The sequence below is a fragment of the Actinomadura meyerae genome (assembly GCF_900188445.1).
Lineage (GTDB): Bacteria > Actinomycetota > Actinomycetes > Streptosporangiales > Streptosporangiaceae > Spirillospora > Spirillospora meyerae.
In genome coordinates this window covers 38,111-53,459 of sequence record NZ_FZOR01000002.1, presented here as the reverse complement: position 1 = coordinate 53,459, position 15,349 = coordinate 38,111, and the positions used below count along the sequence as shown (strand labels likewise).

Sequence of the window (15,349 nt, the reverse complement as noted above, 5' to 3'; positions counted from 1 at the left end):
TGCGTACATGCGGCAGGTGATCAATAACGTGCAGGGCCGGATCGAGTCCCTGTTCGGTAAGGGGAAGGACCTGCTGCGCGGCGCGCGCGACCGCTCGCCGTGGTTCGACCACCAGGCCCGCGCGTTCGAGCGCTACCAGGACCGGCGGGGCGACCGGCTCGCCGCCGCCCTCACCTGCTACGCGTTCCTGTCGTTCTTCCCGCTGCTCGCGCTCGCCTACTCGCTGCTCGGCTACCTCGTCGGGGTCAGCGACGAAGCCCGCGACTACTTCGTCCGGGCGATCGACTCGCAGCTGCCCGGCCTCGGGGGCCGGCTCCAGGTCGAGCAGATCGCCCAGTCCAAGACCGCCGTCGGGATCCTCGGCCTGGTCGCGCTGCTGTTCACCGGGCTCGGCTGGGTGCAGGTGCTGCGCGAGTCGCTGCGCGACATCTGGGGCAACGAACCGGGCGGCGGCGGCAACTTCTTCCTCAGGAAGCTGTGGGACGGCGCCGTGCTGGTGTTCCTCGGCCTGATCCTCGTCTGCGGCATGGCGGTCACGACGGTCACGACGTCGGCCACCGGCACCGTCCTACGGTGGATGGCCCTGGACGACGTCACCGGCGCCGGGACCGCGCTGCGGCTGCTGTCGGTGGCCTGCGCGATCCTGTTCGACACCGTGGTGTTCCTGGTGCTGCTCAGCCGCCTGTCGGGCACCCGGGCGCCGTGGCGGCGGATCATCCGCGGCGCCCTGTTCGGCGCCGTCGGCTTCGAGGCGCTCAAGCAGATCGCGACGATCCTCATCGGCCGGACGACGCAGAACCCCGTCTACGGCACGTTCGCCGTGCTGGTCGGGCTGATGGTGTGGATCAACATCGTGTCCCGGTTCGCGCTGTTCACCGCCGCGTGGACGGCGACCCGCCGGGTCGTCCTCACCGCCGACGCAGAGGACCCGGAGAACAGCGCCGCCGCCGAGGACGCCGAGGACGCCGAGGAGGCGCGGGACCGCGCCGCGAAGGCCGAGGACGGCGCGGACGAGCCCGGAGAGGACGGCGACCGGGAGGCGGGGGACACGGGAGTCCGGGAGCCGGGCGCGTCGGCCGCGCGGCTGGGCCGCTGACCTACCGGCCGGTGTCGCGGGAGTAGGCGCGGGCCTCCAGCCGGCGCCGGCGCCGCAGCACCACGAACAGCACCGCGATCGCGAGCAGGGCGCCCGCCGTGCCGCCGCCGAACAGCAGCCAGCGGCGGGACGAGTCGTCCGAGGCGAGCGGGCCGTCCGGCAGCACGCCGCTCGAACCGGTGTCCTTGCGGGCCTCCCCGATCTTGCCGGGCGGGACGAGCGCGCCCACCGGCTCCACCTTGCCGCGCGCCGCGAACCCCCAGTTCAGGAGCTTGGCCGCGTACGGGGACGGCGGCTGGTCCGCCCGCATCAGCGAGATCACGATCGTGTGCCCGCCGCGCCGCGCCGCCGCGACGAACGTCTGCCGGGCGGCGATCGTGTAGCCGTTCTTGCCGCCGATCATGCCCTGGTAGGCCGAGCGCTCGCCCGGGAGCATGTGGTTGTGGGTGTGGATCGGGTACCCGCCGACCTTCTTGCCCTTCTTGCGCTCCTTCTTGGTCGGCGGCGCGGGGAACTTGAAGTCGATGGCCTGCATGTAGGCGCGGAAGGCGGGGTTCTTCATGCCCTCCCGCAGGATCAGCGCCAGGTCGTAGGCCGAGGTGTGCTGGCTGCGGACGTCCAGCCCGAGGTCGCGGTCGAGCCCGTTCGGCGACCCGGCGAGGGTGTCGAGGGCGTTGATCCGCTTCGCCTCGGCGTTCATGTGGGCGAGGGTCTGCCGCACCCCGCCGTCCGCCTCGGCGAGCGTGTACGCCGCGTCGTTGGCGGACATCATCAGCATCGCGTGGAACAGCTCGGAGACCTTGTACTGCATCTTGGGGGTCATTCCGACCTTGGTGCCCTCCACGTCGCACGCCTTCTGCGACGGGCGGACGAGCCGGTTCGCGTCCAGCCGGGGGATCAGCGCGAGCGCGGTCAGCGTCTTGATCGTGCTGGCCGGGAGGTAGCGGCCGTGCGGGTCCTTGGCGGCGAGGACCTCGCCGGTGTCGGCGTCCGCGATCAGGTAGGACGCCGCCTTGATCTTGGGCGGGGCGGGGACGCCGGGGGCCGCGTTCGCGACGATGCCGCGGGAGGCCAGCTTCGGCCCGCCGACCGTCCCCGCCGAGGGCGCGGGGGTGGCGGGCGCGGCGGTGAGCGGCGGTGAACCCGCGGCCCGGGCCGTGGCCTGGGCCGCCGTGGCGGGGGCCGCGGTCAGCACAGGGGCGGCGGCGACGGAGGCCGCCGCGAGCGGGATCACGGTCACCGTCAGGGCGCGGCGCACGCCGGCCGGCCCTCGTCGCTCAGCTCGCAAGCTCCCGACGCTCCTTCGTCCCGTGGGAGCGCGGTCGCTCCCGGCGCGCAGGCGGCCAACGCCCATGACTTCCCCCGAAGAGTAGGCGACCTATCCGGCGAAGGGGTACCCGACCGCGAACGCGGCAAGCAAGGTACGGAAGCGACGCATGGTGCAAACGTGATATGACGGTACGTAAGGGACAGCCCGCATCGGTTACCGTCCGTCACAAAAGGTAGTTTTGGACGGACTGACTAGTCCGATCTAGTGATGTCCCGGACAAGATCAATGACCGGAAAGTAGGACCCATGGAGGTCCGCCCCCCGCCCGCATGAGTCAATTGATCCGCAAAGGGCATGGACATCCGGCAGGGTGGCGGGCACGGGCGCCATCATGGAACGAACACGTGACCTGGACCGGCGTTTGTCCAGGCTTAGGGACCCGCTGGCTGAATTGCGCCACGTGCCACGCAACGACCTGCAAGGATTGTGGACGGAGGTTGGCCGTGGCCATTGACTTCAACGCATCGAACGGCGCGACGCTCGGCGTCGAGTGGGAGATCCAGCTGGTCGATGCGGAGACCAGGCACCTGCGGCAGGACGCACGCGAGGTGCTCGCCGCCCTGCCCGCGCTGAGCCTCGAGGGCGACAACCCCCGGATCCGTCACGAGCTGATGGAGTCGATGGTCGAGGTCGTGACCGGAATCTGCGACACCGTGGGCGAGGCCAAGGCCGACCTCTCCGCCACCCTCACCGCGCTGCGGGGCGCCGCCGCCGAGCGCGGCATCGCGCTGGCGTGCACCGGCACCCACCCGATCAGCGACTGGCGGGACGCCGTCATGGCGCCCATGGGCCGCTACGCCCAGCTGATCGAGGAGATGCAGTGGCTGGCCCGCCGCATCCAGACCTTCGGCGTTCACGTCCACGTCGGCGTCTCCGACGGCGCCAAGGCCATTCCGATCATCAACGCGCTCTCGTCCTACCTTCCGCACTTCCTGGCCCTGACGGCGTCCAGCCCGTTCTGGAGCGCCGGGGACACCGGCCTCGCGTCCTGCCGGGCGGTCGTCTTCGGCCAGATGCCGACGGCCGGACCGCCCCACCTGCTAGACGACTGGGCGGCCTTCGAGGATTACATGGCCACGCTGATGCGTTCGGGAACCATAAGGAGCATCAAAGAGGTCTGGTGGGACATCCGCCCGCATCCCGACTTCGGCACCATCGAGATCAGGATGTTCGACGGCATCCCCACCATGCGCGAGGTGGGGATGGCGGCGGCGCTGTGCCAGAGCCTGGTCGCGCTGTTCGACCAGCAGCTCGACCGGGGCTACACGCTGCCCCGCCCCGCCGCCTGGGTGGTCCGCGACAACAAGTGGCGCGCGACCCGGTACGGGCTGGACGCGATCGTCATCACCGACGACCGCGGCAGCACCGCGCCGCTGCGGGACGAGCTGTACGAGCTGATCCGCGAGCTGGAGCCCGTCGCCGACCGGCTCGGCTGCGCCGAGGAGCTCAAGGTCGCCGGCGAGGTACTGGAGCACGGCGCCCCGTACGAGCGGCAGCGCGCGATCCGCGCCGGCGGCGGGACGCTGGAGAACATCGTCGACGCGGCGATCACCGAGCTCGCGGAGGACCGGTTCGTCACACTGGGGGAGGTCGTACATGCCGGAGCCTGACAGGCCGCAGCGGACGGCCCGCCCCGCCGAGCGGGTCGGGCCGGCGAACCCCCCGGGCCGCACCGGCCGGACCGGACCCGCGAACCCGTCCGGCCCGGTGAACGCGAAGCCGCCGAAGAGCGAAGAGAAGGCAGAGAACGTTCCCGAGAACGGGAGCACCACTGGGCGGGCGCCGTTCGGCCCCGCCGTCGCGCAGGGGGCGCACATGACACATCCGGGACCCGGGGTGATGCCCGGCCTTGAACCACGCACCGCCGCGGACCACGGAGACCGGGAGGCCGGCGCCGCCGCCCGCCCGGCCGGGCCCGCGGCACCCGGCGACGCGGCGCCCGCGTCCGCCGACGCGTCCGCCCTGCCCGGCGCCGCCGCGCCGGGCGACGCTGCCCGCCCGGCGCCCGTGCCCCTCGGCGGCGCCGTCCTGCAGCCGGAGCTCGACGCCTTCCTCGCCGCGCACGAGGCCGAGCTGATCGCCTTCCGCCGCGACCTGCACGCGCACCCCGAGCTGGGCTACGCCGAGCACCGCACGACCGCGAAGATCGCCGAGCGGCTGCGCGCCGCCGGCCTCGACCCGGTGATCCTGCCGAAGGGCACCGGCCTGTTCTGCGACATCGGCCCCGCCGACGGCACCACGGTCGCGCTGCGGGCCGACATCGACGCGCTCCCGCTGGAGGACGAGAAGGAGGGCGTCCCCTACCGGTCGACCGTCCCCGGCGTCGCGCACGCGTGCGGCCACGACGTCCACACCGTGATGGTGCTGGGCGCCGGCCTGTTCCTCGCGCAGCAGGCCGCGGCCGGGCTGCTGCCGGGCCGCGTCCGGCTGCTGTTCCAGCCCGCCGAGGAGATCCCGGGCGGGGCGCTGGACGTGATGGCGGCCGGCGGCATCGCGGGCGTCGACCGGGCGTTCGCGCTGCACTGCGACCCGCGCATCGAGGTCGGCCAGCTCGGGCTGCGCAGCGGCCCGATCACCGCGGCCTGCGACAAGGTGTACGTCAAGGTCACCGGGCCCGGCGGGCACACCGCCCGGCCGCACCTGACCGCCGACCTGGTGTACGCGCTCGCCAAGATCGTCACCGAGCTGCCGTCCGCGCTGTCGCGGCGCGTCGACCCGCGCTCCAGCCTGTCGCTGGTGTGGGGGCGGGTGTCGGCCGGGTCCGTGGCGAACGCGATCCCGGACGACGGCATCGCCGAGGGCACCGTCCGCTGCCTGGACGACGAGGCGTGGCACCGCGCGCCGGAGATGATGAAGGCGCTGCTCCAGTCGGTCGCCGCCGCCTACGACGTGGAGGCGTCGCTGGAGTACGTCCGGGGCGTCCCGCCGACCGTGAACGAGGCGGCGAGCGTGCAGATGTTCCGCGACGCGGCCGCGCAGGTCATGGACGAGGACGGCGTCGTGCCGACCCCGCAGAGCCTCGGCGGCGAGGACTTCGGCTGGTACCTGGAGTCGATCCCCGGCGCGCTGGCCCGGCTCGGCGTCCGCACCCCCGGCTCGCCCGGCGAGTACGACCTGCACCGGGGCGACTTCGACGTCGACGAGCGGTGCATCGCGGTCGGCCTGCGGGTGCTGAGCGCGACCGCGCTGACCGCGCTGTGGGAGGGCGGCCGGCCCGGCGACGCCGAGCCGGTCGAGGGTGCCGCGCTGGCCTGATCCCGCCGTCCGGTCACGCTCCGTGACCGTCGCTCCCTTCGATGGTGAGCGCCGCCGCGGCGCGCTCCCCGTCCCGCTCAGGGCCCCGATGCGCCGCTGACCTGTGGCGATATGCGTACGCATTGGTAACGGACCTATTGCGAATCGGTGCAGGCGGGAGGTTTGCCCTTGTTCGCGAGGTAGCGTCCCATCGATTTCGGTGACCGCATCGGTCACCGGACCGTGGGTGGGGAACGGAAGGAGCGCTACCTTGCGCCGTGGACTCAAGACTTCGCTCGTCACCGTGACGGGTGCGGCGCTGCTGCTCAGCGCTTCCGCGTGCGGCGGCAAGAAGGCGGACACCGGTGGCGGTGACGGCGACGGCAAGAAGACCCTCAAGATCGGTCTCGCCTTCGACATCGGCGGCCGGGGCGACCAGTCCTTCAACGACTCGGCCGCCGCGGGCCTCGACAAGGCCAAGCAGGACCTGAAGCTCGAGACCGAGGAGATCTCGGCCAAGCCGGACGAGCCGGACTCCGACAAGGAGTCCCGCCTGCGGCTGCTGGCCAACAAGGGCTACAACCCGATCATCGGTGTCGGGTTCGCCTACACCACCTCGATCGTCAAGGTCGCCAAGGACTTCCCGAACACCAAGTTCCTCGTCGTCGACGCCGACCAGTGCAAGGTCGAGGGCGAGAACGTCAGCGGCGCCTGCTTCGCCGAGGAGCAGGGCTCCTTCCTGGTCGGCGCGGCCGCCGCGCTGAAGTCCAAGACCGGCACGATCGGCTTCATCGGCGGCGTCAACGTGCCGCTGATCCACAAGTTCCAGGCCGGGTACGAGGCGGGCGCCAAGGCGGCCAAGCCGGACATCAAGATCCTGCCGGCGAAGTACCTGACGCAGCCGCCGAACTTCAACGGCTTCAAGGACACCAGCCTCGGCAACGAGGCCGCCAAGGGCCAGCTCGACCAGGGCGCGGACGTCATCTACCACGCCGCGGGCGGCGCCGGCATCGGCGTCATCAAGACGGTCGGCGCGGCCGGCAAGTGGGCCATCGGCGTCGACTCCGACCAGTACAACCAGCCCGCGGTCGCCGGGGTGAAGCAGCACATCCTCACCTCGATGGTGAAGCACGTCGACCTCTCGGTGTTCGACTTCGTCGAGAGCGTCGCCAAGAACACCTTCAAGGCCGGCACGACCACGTACGACCTCAAGAACGACGGGGTCGGCTACTCCACGACCGGCGGCAACGTCGACGACATCAAGGCCAAGCTGGACGAGCTCAAGGCCAAGATCGTCAGCGGCGAGATCAAGGTCCCGACCAAGGCGTGAGCCGGCGATCGGGGCGAGCGGGGCGGCGTCCCCGCACGGTGGCGGCGTGAGACCGCGCCACCCGGTGGCGACCGCGCACCGGGGGCCGTCCAGGCGGGCGGCCCCCGGTGCGGCGGCGTGTCCCCGGCCCCGTCCCGCGGCGCCGTCCGAGCACGTTCGAGGCAGGAGGAGGGGCACTCGTGCCTGACCAGGTGCCGGCCGTGCGGCTGACATCGATCACCAAGCGGTTCCCCGGAGTGGTGGCCAACCGCGACATCAACCTCACCATCGAGCGCGGCGAGGTGCACGCGCTCTGCGGTGAGAACGGCGCCGGCAAGTCCACGCTGATGAAAATCCTCTACGGGATGCAGCGACCGGACGAGGGCACCATCGAGGTCGGCGGCGAGCATGTCTCCTTCCGGACCCCGGCCGACGCGATCGGCCGCGGCATCGGCATGGTCCACCAGCACTTCAAGCTGGCCGACAACCTGACCGTGCTGGAGAACGTGGTGCTCGGCGCCGAGCCCCGGGCGAAGGGATGGCGGCGCGGCCGGATCGACTTCGCCGCCGCTCGCGCCAAGATCAAGGAGATGGCGCGCGCCTACGGGCTGCGCGTCGACCCCGACACCCTGGTCGAGGACCTCGGCGTCGGCGAGCGGCAGCGCGTGGAGATCCTCAAGGTGCTGTACCGGGGCGCCCGCGTGCTGATCCTGGACGAGCCGACCGCGGTGCTCGTCCCGCAGGAGGTCGACGAGCTGTTCGGCAACCTGCGGGAGCTGCGCGCCGAGGGCCTCACCGTGCTGTTCATCTCGCACAAGCTGGACGAGGTGCTCGCCGTCGCCGACACCATCTCGGTGATCCGGCGCGGCACCACCGTCGCGACCCGGCTCGACCCCGCCGAGGTCACCTCCCGGCGGCTCGCCGAGCTGATGGTCGGGTCCGAGCTGCCCACCCCCGAGCTGCGCGAGTCGACCGTCACCGAGGACGTCCAGCTGGACATCGGCGGGCTGACGGTGCTGACCCCCGAGGGCCGTCCCGTGGTGGACGACGTGTCGCTGCGCATCCGGCGCGGCGAGATCGTCGGGCTGGCCGGGGTCGAGGGCAACGGGCAGACCGAGCTGATCGAAGCGATCATGGGCATCCGGCACGCGGACGCCGGGACGATCGTGTACGGCGGCGACGACATCGCGCACTGGCCGACGCGGCGGCGCCGCGAGGCCGGCATCGCCTACATCCCCGAGGACCGGCACCGGCACGGCCTCATCCTGGAGGGGACGCTCTGGGAGAACCGGATGCTCGGCCACCAGACCCGGCGGCCGAACGTCCGCGGCCCCTGGACCGACCGCCGCGGCGCCCGCCGCGACACCACCCGGATCGTCCGCGAGTACGACGTCCGGACGCCGGGCATCGAGGTGCCCGCCGCCGCGCTGTCGGGCGGCAACCAGCAGAAGCTCATCGTCGGCCGGGAGATGTCCGGCGACCCGCACCTGCTGATCGCCGCGCACCCGACCCGCGGCATCGACGTCGGCGCCCAGGCCGCCATCTGGGACTACCTGCGGCAGGCCCGCGCGGACGGGCTGGCCGTGCTGCTGATCAGCGCCGATCTTGAGGAACTCATCGGTATGTCCGACACCCTGCACGTGATCCTGCGGGGACGGCTGGTCGCGGAGGTCGATCCGCGGACCGTCACCCCCGAGGAGCTCGGCTCCGCCATGACCGGCGCGGGCGGCGAGTCATGAGCGATCCGAAGGACCCCACGCCGCCGGGCGGCGGCGAACCCCCCGAGGACGCCCCGAAGGACGTCCCGGAGCCGGTTCCGGCGTGGAAGGCGATCCTGCGGGGGATGGGCCCGACCGGCCTGGGCCTGAAGATCGGCGCGCCGGTGCTGGCGCTGCTGATCTCGCTCGGCATCACGATGATCCTGCTGCGGGTCACCGGCGCCGACCCGATCAGCTCGATCCAGAGCATGATCGACTACGGCACCACCGAGAACTCGCTGGTCGACATCGTCAACCGCGCGACCCGGTACTACCTGTCGGCGGTCGCGGTGGCGATCGGGTTCCGGATGGCGCTGCTGAACATCGGCGTCGACGGCCAGTACCGGATCGCCGCGTTCCTCGCCGCCGCGCTCGGCGGCGCGATCACCCTGCCCGCCCCGTTCGGGCAGCTCCTGGTGATCGTCGCCGCGATGGTCGTCGGCGGGCTGTGGGCCGCGATCGCGGGCGTGCTGAAGGTGACCCGCGGGGTCAGCGAGGTGCTGTCCACGATCATGCTGAACGCGATCGCGACCGGCGTCATCGCCTACCTGCTGAACGACAAGCGGCTCGCCGAGGTGCGGCCGGGCAGCAACAACGTCGCGACCGCGCAGATCCCCGAGTCGGGGCGGGTCGGGTCGCTGAACGGCTTCCTGTCCTCGCTCGGCCTCGACCTGCCCGGCGACGTGTACGGGCTGCTGCCGCTCGCGATCATCGTCGGGATCGTGTTCTGGGTCGTGATCAACTACACCCGGTTCGGCTTCGACCTGAAGGTGTCGGGGCTGTCGGCGTCCGCCGCGCAGGCCAGCGGCGTCAACGCCCGCCGCATGATCGTCTACACGATGGTCGCGTCCGGCGTGGTGGCCGGCCTGATCGGCATGCCGGAGCTGCTCGGCGCGTCCTACGAGTACTCGCTGAACTTCCCGGCCGGGCTCGGCTTCACCGGCATCACGGTGGCGCTGCTCGGCCGCAACCATCCGGCCGGCATCGCGCTCGCCGCGCTGCTGTTCGCGTTCCTCGACCAGACCTCCGACGTGCTCCAGGAGGTCGACGTGCCGAAGGAGATCGTCGGGGTCATGCAGGGCGTGGTCGTGCTGACCGTCGTCATCGTGTACGAGCTCGTCCGGCGCTGGGAGATCCGGCTCCAGCAGCGGGCCGTCGCCGCCGAACTGGCCACCGGCCACGACCTGGCCCGCGGGGCCGCGGGGAGTGCCTCATGAGCGCCGCGACCGAGACGGTGGCCGCAGCGAAGGCCGCCAAGGGCAAGATCAGGCTGCGCTGGCCGCACTACCTGCTGATCGCCTCCGGGATGCTGGTGCTGCTGTCGCTGGTCCGCGTCATCGATGACGCCGACCCGGTGACCTCCAGCGGGACGGTCAGCGCCGCGCTGCGCCTCGCCGTGCCGATCTTCCTGGCCGGGCTCGGCGGGCTCTGGTCCGAGCGGTCCGGCGTGATCAACATCGGCCTCGAGGGCATGATGATCCTCGGCACCTGGACGGGCGCCTGGGCCGGCTACCAGTGGGGCCCGTGGATCGGCGTCCTCGCCGGGATCATCGGCGGCGCGCTCGGCGGGCTGCTGCACGCCATCGCGACCGTGTCGTTCGGCGTCGACCACATCGTGTCCGGTGTCGCGATCAACATCCTCGGGCTGGGGCTGACCCAGTTCCTGGCCGGGCTGATCTTCGACACCGGGGAGGCGAAGGCGCTCGGCGGCGGCCCCCGGCAGTCCCCGCCGGTCGATCCGATCCAGACCTTGACGCTGCCGGTGCTGTCCGGCGGCAAGATCGGCGGCTGGCAGAGCCCCGACTGGCTCGGCTCGCTGGAGGGCCGCCACTGGTTCCTGCTGTCGGACATCGCCGGCATCGCCCGCGGGCTGACCAGCGACATGTCGCTGCTGACGCTGGTGTCGCTGCTGCTCGTCCCGCTCAGCTTCGTGATCCTGTGGCGGACCCCGTTCGGCCTGCGCATCCGCTCCTGCGGCGAGGACCCGTACGCGGCCGAGTCGCTCGGCGTGCAGGTGTACCGGATGAAGTACGCCGCCGTGGTGATCTCGGGCGCGTTCTCCGGCCTCGCCGGCGCGTTCCTCGTCACCGTCGCCGCCCCGCTGTACCAGGACGGCCAGACCAACGGCCGCGGCTTCATCGGCCTCGCCGCCATGATCTTCGGCAACTGGCGGCCGGGCGGGCTCGCCGCGGGCTCGCTGCTGTTCGGCTACACCGACGCGATGAACGTGCGCGGCGGCGGGCAGGCCGTCCACGCGCTGCTGCTGTTCGTCGCGATCCTGCTGATCGGCGTCGCGGTGTGGCAGGCGCTGCGGGCGAACCGGCTGCGCGGCCAGGTGGTCACCGACCTCGGCCGCCGCGAGGTCCGCAACGCCTACCTCGGCGCCGTGCTGTCGCTGGTGGCGGCGGCCGGGCTGCTGGTCTGGTTCCTGCTGAGCGAGATCGTCCCGGGCGAGCTGGTCTCCTTCACGCCGCACCTGACGACGCTGCTCGTCCTGGCCCTGGCCAGCCAGCGGCTGCGCATGCCCGCCGCCAACGGGCTGCGCTACCGGCGGGGCGAGGCACGGTGACCGGCCTGCCGGGGGTTTGGGGAGTCGTCCCCCCAGAAAGGTAGGGGTATGGAGATCGACTGGCCCGCCCTGCGCACCGCCGCGCGGGAGGCGATGACGCGCGCGTACTGCCCGTACTCCGGGTTCCCGGTCGGCGCCGCCGCACTGGTGGACGACGGCCGGATCATCACCGGGTGCAACGTGGAGAACGCCTCGTACGGGGTCGGGCTCTGCGCCGAGTGCTCGCTGGTGTCGGCGCTGCACGGCCCCGGCAAGGGGGAGCGGCCCCGCCTCGTCGCGGTGGCGGTCGTCGACAAGCACGGCGACCCGGTGATGCCGTGCGGGCGCTGCCGCCAGCTCCTGTGGGAGCACGGCGGCGCCCCGATGCTGCTGGAGACCGTCCGCGGCATCCTGCCCATGTCGGACGTCCTGCCGGACGCGTTCGGACCCGACGACCTGATCGAGAGAGCCTGATTCCATGGATGCCATCGACGTCATCCGCGCCAAGCGCGACGGCGGGGCGCTGAGCCCCGAGCAGATCGACTGGGCGGTGGACGCCTACACCCGCGGCGCGATCGCCGAGGAGCAGATGTCGGCGCTCGCGATGGCGATCCTGCTGAACGGCATGACCCGGGCCGAGGTGGCCCGGTGGACGGAGGCGATGATCCGCTCCGGCGAGCGGATGGACTGGTCGTCCCTGGACCGCCCGACCACCGACAAGCACTCCACCGGCGGCGTCGGCGACAAGATCACGCTGCCGCTGGCACCGCTGGTGGCGGCGTGCGGCGCGGCCGTCCCGCAGCTGTCCGGCCGCGGCCTCGGCCACACCGGCGGGACCCTCGACAAGCTGGAGTCGATCCCCGGCTGGCGGGCGTCGCTGTCGAACGCCGAGATGCTGGACGTGCTGCGCTCGGCGGGCGCGGTGATCTGCGCGGCGGGCACCGGGCTCGCCCCCGCCGACCGCAAGCTGTACGCGCTGCGCGACGTGACCGGCACGGTGGAGTCGATCCCGCTGATCGCGTCCTCGATCATGTCGAAGAAGATCGCGGAGGGGACGGGCGCGCTCGTCCTGGACGTCAAGGTCGGCTCCGGCGCCTTCATGAAGACGGTGGAGAACGCCCGAGAGCTGGCCGAGACGATGGTCGCGATCGGCACCGACCACGGCCTGCGCACGGTCGCGCTGCTCACCGCCATGGACCGCCCGCTCGGCAACGCGGTCGGCAACGCCGTCGAGGTCGCCGAGTCCGTGGAGGTCCTCGCGGGCGGCGGCCCGTCCGACGTGGTCGAGCTGACCCTGACCCTGGCCCGCGAGATGCTCGACGCCGCCGGCATCACCGGCAAGGACCCGGCGGACGCGCTGAAGGACGGCTCCGCCATGGACGTCTGGCGCCGCATGATCACCGCCCAGGGCGGCGACCCGGACGCGCCGCTGCCGTCCGCCCGCGAGACCCACACGGTCACGGCCCCGGCCACGGGCGTCCTGACCCGCCTGGACGCCTACGGGGTGGGCGTCGCGGCATGGCGCCTCGGCGCCGGCCGCGCCCGCAAGGAGGACCCGGTCTCGTTCGGCGCGGGTGTGATCTGCCACGCCAAGCCGGGCGACACGGTCACCGAGGGCCAGCCGCTCCTGACCCTGCACACCGACGACGAGACCCGCGTCCCCCGCGCCCTGGAGTCCCTGGACGGCGCCTACGAGATCGAGCCCAACGGCCCCCCGTCCGTCCAGCCCCTGCTCATCGACCGCATCGCCTGACACCTAGCCGCCCAGCCCGCCCACATGCCCGCCGCACGCCATCATCCGGCGAGGCATGCCGCTGAAGCAGCGAGACAGGTCGCGCTGCAAGTCGTAGCGTGAGGTCTTGATCCAAGGGCACAGCCCTCCACTCGGGAGTCGTTGGCCATGGTCCAAGAGGCGATGGAGCAGCTATGACCACCTCAGGCGTGTCGGGCGTCCAATGGCGGAAGAGCAGTCACAGCGGGCACCAGGGCGGCGAATGCGTGGAGGTCGCCGCCCTCGCTTCCACGGTCGGGGTCCGTGACTCCAAGGATCCGGGTGGTGTCCGGCTGGTGTTCGGGGTCGGTGAGTGGCGGGCGTTCGCGGGCCGGGTGAAGGCGGGGGAGTTCGACACGGAGGGGTGACCGGGTGGCCGGTGGTGTCGGTGAAACCGGCCTGACTCGTGGCGGATGGGCGCTGTAGTTTGCCGGAGTGGATCACTTCTCTCGCTCGTGGAGTGCACTGCTCGCGGCGGTCGGGGACCTGCCCGGCCCGGACTTCGAGCGGCCGTCCGGTTGTGCGGGGTGGCTCGTCCGGGACCTGGTGTGCCATCTGGTCATCGACGCCCAGGACGTGCTGATCACGCTGGTCACGCCCGCCGACGCCGAGCCGACCGCGGACGCGGACACCTACTGGAAGCTCGTCGACCCGCCGACCGGCGACGACCCGCTGGACGCGCTCATCCCGCGGCTGGCCGTCGCCTACGGCGACCCGGACCTGCTGAAGTTCCACCTCGACGACGTCGGCTCCGCCGCCGGGCGCGCCGCCGAACTCGCCGACCCGGAGCTTCGCGTCGCCACCCAGGACATGGTGCTGACCGCGGGGGACTACCTGTCGGCGTACGTCATGGAGTGGACGCTGCACCACCTCGACCTGATCGCGGACGTGCCCCGGGCCGCCGGGCCGCCCGCTGAGACCCTCGCCGCCTCGCGCGCGTCGCTGGAGCGGATCGCCGGGGCCCGGTTCCCGGCCTCGTTCTCCGACACGGACGCGCTGCTGATCGGCACCGGCCGCCGTGCCCCGACGGACGCCGACAGGGCCGCGCTCGGGGATCTGGCCGCGCGGCTCCCGTTCGTCCTTGGCTGACCCGAGGCGTCAGCGGAGGACGGCGAACGACGCCCGCTGCTCGGTGCCGTCCGGCGCCCGCCAAGGAGCGGTGACGCGGGCCTGAGCGCCGGCGCCGGTGTCGTCCGAGGGCAGGACGCGCGTCACGCCGATCGTCAGGGCGTCGCCCGACTCGGTCGTCACGGTGATGCCGGTGCCGTCCGGGCCGTGCTCGACCGCCGTGATCGCGGCCAGGGTCGCGGCGGTGGTTCCGGTGAAGTGCGCCTGGACGGACGGGTCCGGGGTGCCGCCGGTGGTCTGGTGCTGTGGCTCCGCGCGCCCCTGGAGGAGGGCGAGGAGCTGGCCGGCGAGTACCGGGTCGTGGGTTCCGTCGTAGACCCATCGCCGTCCCAGGACGCCGTGCTCGGACGTGCCGACGAGCCCGTCCTCCGCCCCGTCCAGCGGGGCCCCGCGGTAGCTGAGCGGCACGTGGTAGGTGAGCGGCCGGTCGCCGGAGGTGTCGGTGACCACCATGAACTCCATGCCGACCTCGCCGTCCGGGTCGTCCAGCCGGAAACCGCCCGCCTTGGCCAGTTCCGGTGCCGATCCCGGACCGGCGTACCAGGGCTGCGCCGGGAGCCACGCGGTGAGCAGCTCCAGCTTCCCGGGGGTCATGGTCGTCTCGTAGATGACTGCCATGCCGTCTTTCTACCGGACGGCGCCCGGGCCGGGGGCATCCGCAGCGGGCGGACGGGCCGTCGCGCGCCGCTCAAGGGAAACGCCCTGAGCTGCACGCTTGCTATTCAGGGCTGATTCCGGGCGGCCTGGAAAACGGAAATAGAACGGCAGAGAAGTGGCCGTTTCCGTGCGAAGCTGTGTACTCAGGTCGGTGCGCGGACGCCTGAGCGAACTCGTCGTCGCCGGGCTGCCCGGGAGTGGCCACGGGCATTGACTCAAGCCATTACCGGCCCACCGGAAATCGTTACTCGATGGGCGTTAATCCCCGGGCGCTGGCCGCAATGACCTTCAGGCTAGGGATCTGTATCGGATCGGCGAGGCGGGCATCCGGGTTGATTGCGGCATTCGTCCGAAATCGATCATTTCGTGATCAACGTCATCAGACAGATGCTTTACGCACGGTCCGGCATCGCTGTCAACTAACCCGGAGGGGGCTTGTTCGCTACCGCCCGCACTACCTGGCGATTGGGCGCTGAGCTGCGGCTTCACCGGATCTTGGGAACCTCTGGGGCGGCTGCGG

Annotated in this window: 13 protein-coding genes; 11 read left to right on the top strand and 2 right to left on the bottom strand. The window is 72.0% G+C overall.

Annotation, left to right across the window (positions count from 1 at the left end; genetic code table 11):
* Nucleotides 1–7: 7 nt before the first annotated feature.
* Nucleotides 8–1,096 (top strand): YihY/virulence factor BrkB family protein, encoded by a 1,089-nt coding sequence (locus CHF16_RS02995; RefSeq protein ID WP_089324346.1) that lies wholly within the window; start codon nucleotides 8–10, stop codon nucleotides 1,094–1,096.
* A 1-nt stretch (nucleotide 1,097) separates the two neighbouring features.
* Here CHF16_RS02995 and CHF16_RS02990 read toward each other — a convergent pair whose 3' ends face one another.
* Entirely contained in the window at nucleotides 1,098–2,384 is a 1,287-nt protein-coding gene (locus CHF16_RS02990; protein ID WP_245868182.1) for a D-alanyl-D-alanine carboxypeptidase family protein, read from the bottom strand.
* Nucleotides 2,385–2,868: 484 nt separating this feature from the next.
* Between CHF16_RS02990 and CHF16_RS02985 the strand changes: the two genes are divergently transcribed.
* The 10 genes from CHF16_RS02985 to CHF16_RS02940 all read left to right on the top strand — a co-directional run bounded on the left by CHF16_RS02985 (nucleotide 2,869) and on the right by CHF16_RS02940 (nucleotide 14,133).
* Nucleotides 2,869–4,035 carry a glutamate--cysteine ligase gene (locus CHF16_RS02985; RefSeq protein WP_089324345.1) on the top strand — a complete coding sequence of 389 codons (1,167 nt, stop codon included), beginning with the start codon at nucleotides 2,869–2,871 and terminating at the stop codon, nucleotides 4,033–4,035.
* Between the two features lie 205 nt (nucleotides 4,036–4,240).
* Nucleotides 4,241–5,680, top strand: a complete 1,440-nt coding sequence (locus CHF16_RS02980) for an amidohydrolase (RefSeq protein WP_245868207.1) — start codon at nucleotides 4,241–4,243, stop codon at nucleotides 5,678–5,680.
* Nucleotides 5,681–5,930: 250 nt separating this feature from the next.
* Nucleotides 5,931–6,989, top strand: a complete 1,059-nt coding sequence (locus CHF16_RS02975) for a BMP family lipoprotein (protein WP_089324344.1) — start codon at nucleotides 5,931–5,933, stop codon at nucleotides 6,987–6,989.
* A gap of 179 nt (nucleotides 6,990–7,168) precedes the next feature.
* Complete coding sequence (locus CHF16_RS02970) at nucleotides 7,169–8,707, top strand: ABC transporter ATP-binding protein (RefSeq protein ID WP_179271360.1); 1,539 nt, start codon at nucleotides 7,169–7,171, stop codon at nucleotides 8,705–8,707.
* Nucleotides 8,704–9,942: an ABC transporter permease gene (locus tag CHF16_RS02965; RefSeq protein ID WP_218826509.1), complete on the top strand. Its 1,239-nt coding sequence runs from the start codon at nucleotides 8,704–8,706 to the stop codon at nucleotides 9,940–9,942. The genes CHF16_RS02970 and CHF16_RS02965 overlap by 4 nt, the downstream gene beginning before the upstream one ends.
* Complete coding sequence (locus CHF16_RS02960; RefSeq protein ID WP_089324342.1) at nucleotides 9,939–11,294, top strand: ABC transporter permease; 1,356 nt, start codon at nucleotides 9,939–9,941, stop codon at nucleotides 11,292–11,294. The genes CHF16_RS02965 and CHF16_RS02960 overlap by 4 nt, the downstream gene beginning before the upstream one ends.
* A gap of 48 nt (nucleotides 11,295–11,342) precedes the next feature.
* Complete coding sequence (locus CHF16_RS02955; protein WP_089324341.1) at nucleotides 11,343–11,747, top strand: cytidine deaminase; 405 nt, start codon at nucleotides 11,343–11,345, stop codon at nucleotides 11,745–11,747.
* A gap of 4 nt (nucleotides 11,748–11,751) precedes the next feature.
* Nucleotides 11,752–13,026 carry a thymidine phosphorylase gene (locus tag CHF16_RS02950; protein ID WP_089324340.1) on the top strand — a complete coding sequence of 425 codons (1,275 nt, stop codon included), beginning with the start codon at nucleotides 11,752–11,754 and terminating at the stop codon, nucleotides 13,024–13,026.
* A 173-nt stretch (nucleotides 13,027–13,199) separates the two neighbouring features.
* Entirely contained in the window at nucleotides 13,200–13,412 is a 213-nt protein-coding gene (locus CHF16_RS02945) for a DUF397 domain-containing protein (protein WP_089324339.1), read from the top strand.
* 67 nt (nucleotides 13,413–13,479) lie between these two features.
* Nucleotides 13,480–14,133: a maleylpyruvate isomerase N-terminal domain-containing protein gene (locus tag CHF16_RS02940; RefSeq protein WP_089324338.1), complete on the top strand. Its 654-nt coding sequence runs from the start codon at nucleotides 13,480–13,482 to the stop codon at nucleotides 14,131–14,133.
* Between the two features lie 9 nt (nucleotides 14,134–14,142).
* Here the strand turns inward: CHF16_RS02940 and CHF16_RS02935 are convergent, their stop codons facing one another.
* A complete protein-coding gene (locus tag CHF16_RS02935) occupies nucleotides 14,143–14,790 on the bottom strand; it encodes a maltokinase N-terminal cap-like domain-containing protein (RefSeq protein ID WP_089324337.1) in 648 nt (215 codons plus the stop codon).
* Nucleotides 14,791–15,349 lie beyond the last annotated feature (559 nt).

What these genes read in the sequence shown, in the direction of transcription:
- CHF16_RS02980 (WP_245868207.1), top strand. Translation starts at nt 4,241, where the DNA reads ATGACACATCCGGGACCCGGGGTGATGCCCGGCCTTGAACCACGCACC.
- CHF16_RS02995 (WP_089324346.1), top strand. Translation starts at nt 8, where the DNA reads ATGCGGCAGGTGATCAATAACGTGCAGGGCCGGATCGAGTCCCTGTTC.
- CHF16_RS02955 (WP_089324341.1), top strand. Translation starts at nt 11,343, where the DNA reads ATGGAGATCGACTGGCCCGCCCTGCGCACCGCCGCGCGGGAGGCGATG.
- CHF16_RS02950 (WP_089324340.1), top strand. Translation starts at nt 11,752, where the DNA reads ATGGATGCCATCGACGTCATCCGCGCCAAGCGCGACGGCGGGGCGCTG.
- CHF16_RS02945 (WP_089324339.1), top strand. Translation starts at nt 13,200, where the DNA reads ATGACCACCTCAGGCGTGTCGGGCGTCCAATGGCGGAAGAGCAGTCAC.
- CHF16_RS02960 (WP_089324342.1), top strand. Translation starts at nt 9,939, where the DNA reads ATGAGCGCCGCGACCGAGACGGTGGCCGCAGCGAAGGCCGCCAAGGGC.
- CHF16_RS02965 (WP_218826509.1), top strand. Translation starts at nt 8,704, where the DNA reads ATGAGCGATCCGAAGGACCCCACGCCGCCGGGCGGCGGCGAACCCCCC.
- CHF16_RS02935 (WP_089324337.1), bottom strand. Translation starts at nt 14,790, where the DNA reads ATGGCAGTCATCTACGAGACGACCATGACCCCCGGGAAGCTGGAGCTG.